A 6,619-nucleotide genomic window follows, 5' to 3' on the forward strand; every position below is an offset into this window, starting at 1 on the left:
GTGCCCGAGCTCGTGACGCCGCTCCTGCACGCGGTCGCGGCCACCGCCGCCACCGCGGCCGCGCCGCCTCCGATGAACGTACGCCGTTGCATGTGCCCGTGTTGGGTGCTGGTCCTGGCGTCGCTGTGTTGCAGTTCGCGTCGTTCGGCTTCGACGCGTCAGTGCTGGATGTGGCGGTGACCCTCACGTCGGGTGCTGAGCTGGTCGTGGCCACCGATGAACAGCGCGCAGACGCAGGGCTGTTGGCTCAGTTGGTGCGTTCGCGGGGTGTGCGGTCGGCGAGTGTGGTGCCCTCGTTGCTGGCCGCTCTGGAGCCGGGCGACTTCGTCGGGTTGTCGACGGTGTTGGTGGGTGCGGAGCCGATCACGGCGGGTCAGGTGGAGGTGTGGTCGGCGGGCCGGCGGTTGGTGAACACCTATGGTCCGACCGAGGCGACCGTGATGGTGACCACCGGCGCGGTGGAGGCCGGCGGCACAGAGGTGCCGATGGGGTCGGCGAATGCCGATACCCGTCTGTATGTGCTGGACGACGCCCTTCGGCCGGTGCCGGTGGGTGTGGCGGGTGAGTTGTACATCGCCGGGGTCCAGCTCGCGCGTGGCTATGTGGGCCGTCCGGGTCTGACGGGTGAGCGTTTCGTGGCGTGTCCCTTCGAGCCGGGCCGGCGGATGTACCGCACGGGTGACCGTGTGCGGTGGACGGCGGACGGTCAGTTGGTCTTCGCAGGGCGTGTGGATGAGCAGGTCAAGATCCGCGGCTTCCGTATCGAGCCGGGCGAGGTGCAGGCCGTCCTGGGCGCGCACCCGGACCTGTCCCAGGCCGCGGTCGTCGTACGCGAGGACACACCGGGCGACAAGCGCCTCGTCGCCTACGTCGTTCCGGCCGAGGGCATCGACGGTCTGGCGGAGTCGGTGCAGGCGTACGCGGCCGATCGTCTGCCTGCCTACATGGTGCCGTCGGCGGTGGTCGAGCTGGCTGTGCTGCCGTTGACGGCGAACGGCAAGCTGGACCGTGCCGCCCTGCCGGCCCCGGATTTGACGCACGTGTCCGGTCGGGCGCCGGTGACGGTGCAGGAGGAGTTGCTGTGCCAGGCGTTCGCCGAGGTGCTCGGCGTGCCCTCCGTGGGTATGGACGACGACTTCTTCGCGCTGGGCGGTCACTCGCTCCTGGCCACCCGCCTCGTCAGCCGGGTGCGGGCGGTGCTCGGTGTGGAGCTGCCGATTCGGGTGCTGTTCGACGCGCCGACTCCGGCGGGCAGTGCCGCCTGGCTGGGGCAGGCCGCTCCGGGGCGTTCGGCGTTGGTGGCGCGGTCGCGTCCGGAGCGGGTGCCGTTGTCGTTCGCTCAGCAAAGGCTTTGGTTCTTGGGGCAGTTGGAGGGTCCGAGTGCGACGTACAACATTCCGTTGGCGGTGCGGCTGGCGGGTGTGCTGGACCGTGACGCGTTGGAGTCGGCGCTGAGGGATGTGATCGGTCGGCACGAGGTGTTGCGGACGGTGTTCCCGGCCGTGGACGGTCGGGCCGCTCAACAGGTCCTCGGCATCGACGAGTTCGACTTCGAGCTGTCGTACTCCGAAGTGACCGCCTCGGACCTCGACGCGGAGGTCGTGCGCGCGGCCGGTAGGGCGTTCGATCTGGCCAGCGAGATCCCGGTACGGGCATGGCTGTTCGGTGTGGGGCCGGAGGAGCACGTGCTCGTTCTGGTGGTCCATCACATCGCGGCCGACGGCTGGTCGATGGGGCCGCTGGCGCGGGATCTGTCGACGGCGTACGAGGCGCGGTGCGCGGGTCGGGCCCCGGAGTGGATGCCGTTGCCGGTGCAGTACGCGGACTACGCGCTGTGGCAGCGGGAGCTGCTCGGTGAGGAGAGCGACCCGGACAGCGTGCTCGCCCAGCAAGCGAAGTATTGGCGGGGTGCCTTGGCCGGGGCGCCGGAGGAGTTGACGCTGCCGATGGATCGGTCGCGTCCGGCGACGGCTTCTCACCGTGGGCATGTCGCCGCGCTGGAGATTCCGGCGGAGGTGCATGAGCGGCTGCTCGCGGTGGCCCGGGAGCGTGGGGTGACCCTGTTCATGGCCGTGCAGGCCGCCCTGGCCGTGCTGTTGTCGAAGCTCGGCGCGGGGGACGACATCCCCATCGGGTCCACGATCGCCGGGCGGACGGACGAGGCGGTCGACGACCTTGTGGGCTTCTTCGTCAACACCCTTGTCCTGCGTACGGACTTGAGTGGTGATCCGACGCTGGCCGAGATCCTGGACCGGGTCCGGGAAACGGGACTGGAGGCCTACGCCCACCAGGATGTGCCGTTCGAGAGGCTCGTCGAGGAGCTCGCGCCCGCTCGCTCGCTGGCCCGCCACCCCCTCTTCCAGGTCATGCTCACCGTGCACAACACCGCCCAGACGGGCAGTGGGCCGGCCCTCGAACTGCCCGGACTGCATGTCTCGTCGCTGGCCTCGGGGGTCGGCGCCGCCAAGTTCGATCTGGATGTCAGTCTGGGAGAAGCGGTAGACGAGCAGGGCGCGCCGGCCGGGTTGCACGGGTCGGTCATCGCCGCCGCGGACCTGTTCGACCCGGAGACAACCGAGTGGATCACCGGGCTGCTGGGCCTGGTGCTGCGAGCCCTGGCCATGCAACCGGAGCTACCCGCACGCCAGTTGGACCTGCTGGACGAGGCCGCGTACCGCCGCGTCCTGGAGGAGTGGAACGACACCGCCGCTCCGGTCCCGGCCGCCCCGGTGTTCCGGCTGTTCGAGCAGCGGGCCGCCCGCACACCCGGCGCCGCCGCGGTGCTCTGCGCTGAGAACCAGCTGAGCTACGCCGAGTTGAACGCGCGGGCCAACCGGCTGGCGCGAAAGCTCGTCCGGCACGGCGTCGGGCCGGAATCCCTGGTGGCGGTCTGCATGGAGCGCTCCGCCGACCTGGTGGTGGCCCTGCTCGCCGTACTCAAGACGGGGGGCGCCTATCTGCCCCTCGACCCGGAATATCCGCGCGAGCGCGTCGAGTTCGTCCTCGGCGACGCCCGTCCCGCCCTGCTGCTCACCACCCGGCAAGTGATGGACCGGCCGGAGGGCCTGCCGTCGGTGGCCGACGCGGAACCGCTGATCGTGGACGACCCGCGCACCGCGGCGGACCTCGCGGCCCTGGACGGCGCCAACCTCACTGACGCAGAGCGCACCGCCGCCCCGACCCGGGACCACCCGGCGTACGTGATCTACACGTCCGGTTCCAGTGGGCGGCCCAAGGGAGTCGTCGTACCGCACGGCGCTCTGGCGAACTTCGTCGCCGCGATGGGGGACCGGCTCGCGCTCGCTCCCGCCGACCGGCTGCTCGCGGTCACCACCGTGGCTTTCGACATCCATGTGCTGGAAATTCACGTGCCGTTGCTGGCCGGCGCGGGGGTCGTCGTCGCGGATGACGCGGCGGTGCGCGACCCCCAGACCGTCGCCGAACTCATCGACCGGTTCGGGGTGACGGTCATGCAGGCCACGCCCGCGTTGTGGCAGTCCCTGCTGGCCGGGCACGCCGAGGCCGTACGAGGACTGCGGGTGCTCGTCGGCGGTGAGGCGCTGCCGTCCGCACTGGCCGCACGCCTGGTCGAGGTCGGCCGGTCGGTCACCAACCTCTACGGTCCGACCGAGGCGACCGTGTGGGCCACCCTGGCCGACCTCGACGAGGACCGGCTCGCACCCGTCCCCATCGGCGGCCCGCTGTGGAACACCCGGGTCTTCGTCCTGGACGCCGGACTGTGTCCGGTACCGGTCGGCGTGGCCGGTGAACTGTACGTGGCCGGACCGCAGTTGGCCCGCGGCTACCTGGGCCGGCCCGACCTGACGGCGGAGCGCTTCGTGGCCTGCCCGTTCGGCGGGGCAGGGGAGCGGATGTACCGCACCGGGGATGTGGTGCGGTGGCGTGCGGACGGCACGCTGGAATTCCTCGGACGCGCCGACGACCAGGTCAAGATCCGCGGCTTCCGTATTGAACTCGGCGAGGTGGAGGCGGCGTTGGCCACCCACACCCTCGTGGACCGGGCGGCGGCGGTGGTACGCGAGGACGTCCCGGGCGACCGACGCCTCGTCGGCTATGTCGTACCGACGACGGGTACCGGCACGCACTCCGCTGCCCACACGGCTGCGGAGCTCCGCACGCACCTGGCCGGGCTGCTGCCCGCATACATGGTCCCCTCGGCGGTGGTACTGCTCGACGCGCTGCCGTTGACGGCCAACGGGAAACTGGACCGCAAGGCCCTACCGGCACCGGAGTACACCCGCGCCCCGGGCCGTGCCCCGGCCACGGTGCGGGAAGAGCTGCTGTGCCAGACGTTCGCCGAAGTCCTCGACGTGCCCTCCGTCGGTGTGGACGACGACTTCTTCGCGCTTGGCGGCCACTCGCTGCTCGCGGTCTCCCTGGTCGAGCGCCTGCGGGCTCGCGGCCTGTCCGTGCCCGTACGGGCCCTGTTCGCCACACCGACCCCAGCCGCCCTGGCCGCCGTAGCCGAGTCCGGCCTGACCGAGATACCGCCCAACCGCATCCCGGAGGGTGCGCAGCACCTCACGCCCGACATGCTGCCGCTGGTCGATCTGGACGAGACGGAGATCGCGCGGATCGTGGAGGCGGTGCCGGGCGGCGCGGCCAACGTGGCGGACATCTACCCCCTGGCCCCGCTCCAAGAGGGCATCTTCTTCCACCACTTGATGGCCGACCAGGACGGCGCGGACGTCTACGTGCTGCCCATGGTTCTGGGCTTCGACTCCCGCCGGCGACTGGACGCACTGCTGGACGCGCTGCGTCAGGTGGTGGACCGGCATGACGTCTACCGGACCGCGATCGTGTGGGACGGCCTGCGCGAACCGGTGCAAGTGGTCGCTCGCCACGTCGAGTTGCCGGTCCACGAGGTGACTCTCGTCGCCGACCCCGACGGTCCGGACGCGGCCGAACAACTGCTGGCCCTGGGCGGCTCGCGCATGGACCCGGCCCGAGCGCCCCTCCTGACTGTGCATGTCGCGGCCCAACCGGGCGGCGACGGAGGGTGGCTGGCGCTGCTGCGCCTCCACCACCTCGTCCAGGACCACACCGCGCTCGACGTACTGCTCGACGAACTGCGCGCCTTCTTGTCCGGCCGCGCAGACGAACTGCCCGAGCCGCTGCCGTTCCGCGAGCTGGTCGCGCAGGCCCGCCTCGGCGTTTCCCGCGAGGAACACGAACGCCACTTCGCCGGCCTGCTCGGCGACGTCACCGAGACCACCGCGCCGTACGACCTGATGGACGTGCACGGTGACGGCGACGACGTGGATCGCGCCCAACTGTGGCTGGACGACGGCCTGTCGGAGCGACTGCGCGAACTGGCCCGGTCGGCCGCCGTGAGCCCGGCGACCGTGTTCCATCTGGCATGGGCCCGAGTTCTCGCGGTCCTCTCGGGTCGCGAGGACGTCGTGTTCGGCACCGTCCTGCTCGGACGGATGAACGCCGGGACCGACGCGGGCCGCGTTCTGGGCCCGTTCATGAACACCCTTCCGGTACGGGTCCGTGTCGCCGGAAAGGGAGTCGGCGAGTCCCTCACCGCCTTGCGGCACCAACTCGCCGACCTACTGGCCCACGAACACGCTCCCCTCACGGTCGCGCAAGCGGCGAGCGGAGTCGCGGGCGGCAGCCCCCTGTTCACCTCGATCTTCAACTACCGGCACAGCGGCCCCCGGCACGACCCCGGTCCCACCGCCGACGCGTTCGGCGGCATCCGCCCCATGATGTCCCGCGAACGCACCAACTACCCCGTCGCTGTCTCCGTCGACGACTTCGGTGAACGCTTCCAACTCACCGTTGACGCTCTCGACCCAGCCGCCCCGGAACAGGTCTGCACCCTCCTGCACACCTGCCTCGACAACCTGCTCACCGCACTGGAACAAGCCCCGGACACCCCGCTCGACGCGGTGCAGACCCTGGACAGCCCCACCCGACAGCACCTGCTGACCGAGTGGAACCGAACCGCCCAGGACATTCCGGCGGCGACGATTCCGGAGTTGTTCGGTGGGGTGGTGGAGCGGTCGGTTGGTGCGCCGGCGGTGGTGTGGGGTGAGGGTTTCTTGTCCTACGGCGAGTTGGATGAGCGGTCGAGTCGGTTGGCGCGGTTGTTGTCGGCGCGGGGTGTGGGTGCCGAGTCGGTGGTGGCCGTAGTGATGGATCACGGTGTGGATCTGGTGGTGTCGTTCCTGGCGGTGTTGAAGGCAGGTGCGGCGGTGTTGCCGGTTGATCCGGCGCATCCGAGTGAGCGGGTTGCGTTCATGCTCGACGACGCGCGTCCGGTGTGTGTGATCACCACGCCTGAGCAACAGCGGCAGCTGCCGGTCGATGTGCCGGTCATTGTCTTGAACGACCCTGATGTCGAGGCGGAGTTGGCCGGTCTGGAGGCCTCGTCGGCAGGAGACGCGAACTTCTCCGCTTCGGGCGCGGCGTATGTGATCTACACGTCGGGGTCGACGGGTCGGCCCAAGGGTGTGGTGGTGTCGCATGCCGGGGTGGCGAGTCTGGTGGCGGCGCAAGCTGAGGGCTTGGCGGTTTCACCGTCGAGCAGGGTCCTTCAGTTCGCGTCGGTGGGCTTCGACGCGGTGATGTGGGAACTGGTCATGGCCCT

General features: G+C 70.4%; 1 protein-coding gene. It reads left to right on the plus strand.

What is annotated here, in order from left to right; all coding sequences use genetic code 11:
• Nucleotides 1-128: 128 nt before the first annotated feature.
• Nucleotides 129-6,619: amino acid adenylation domain-containing protein (locus ACWDR3_RS46765; RefSeq protein ID WP_450358795.1), on the plus strand; the 6,491-nt coding region annotated here is incomplete at its 3' end.

It is taken from the genome of Streptomyces sp. NPDC001002 (assembly GCF_053599215.1).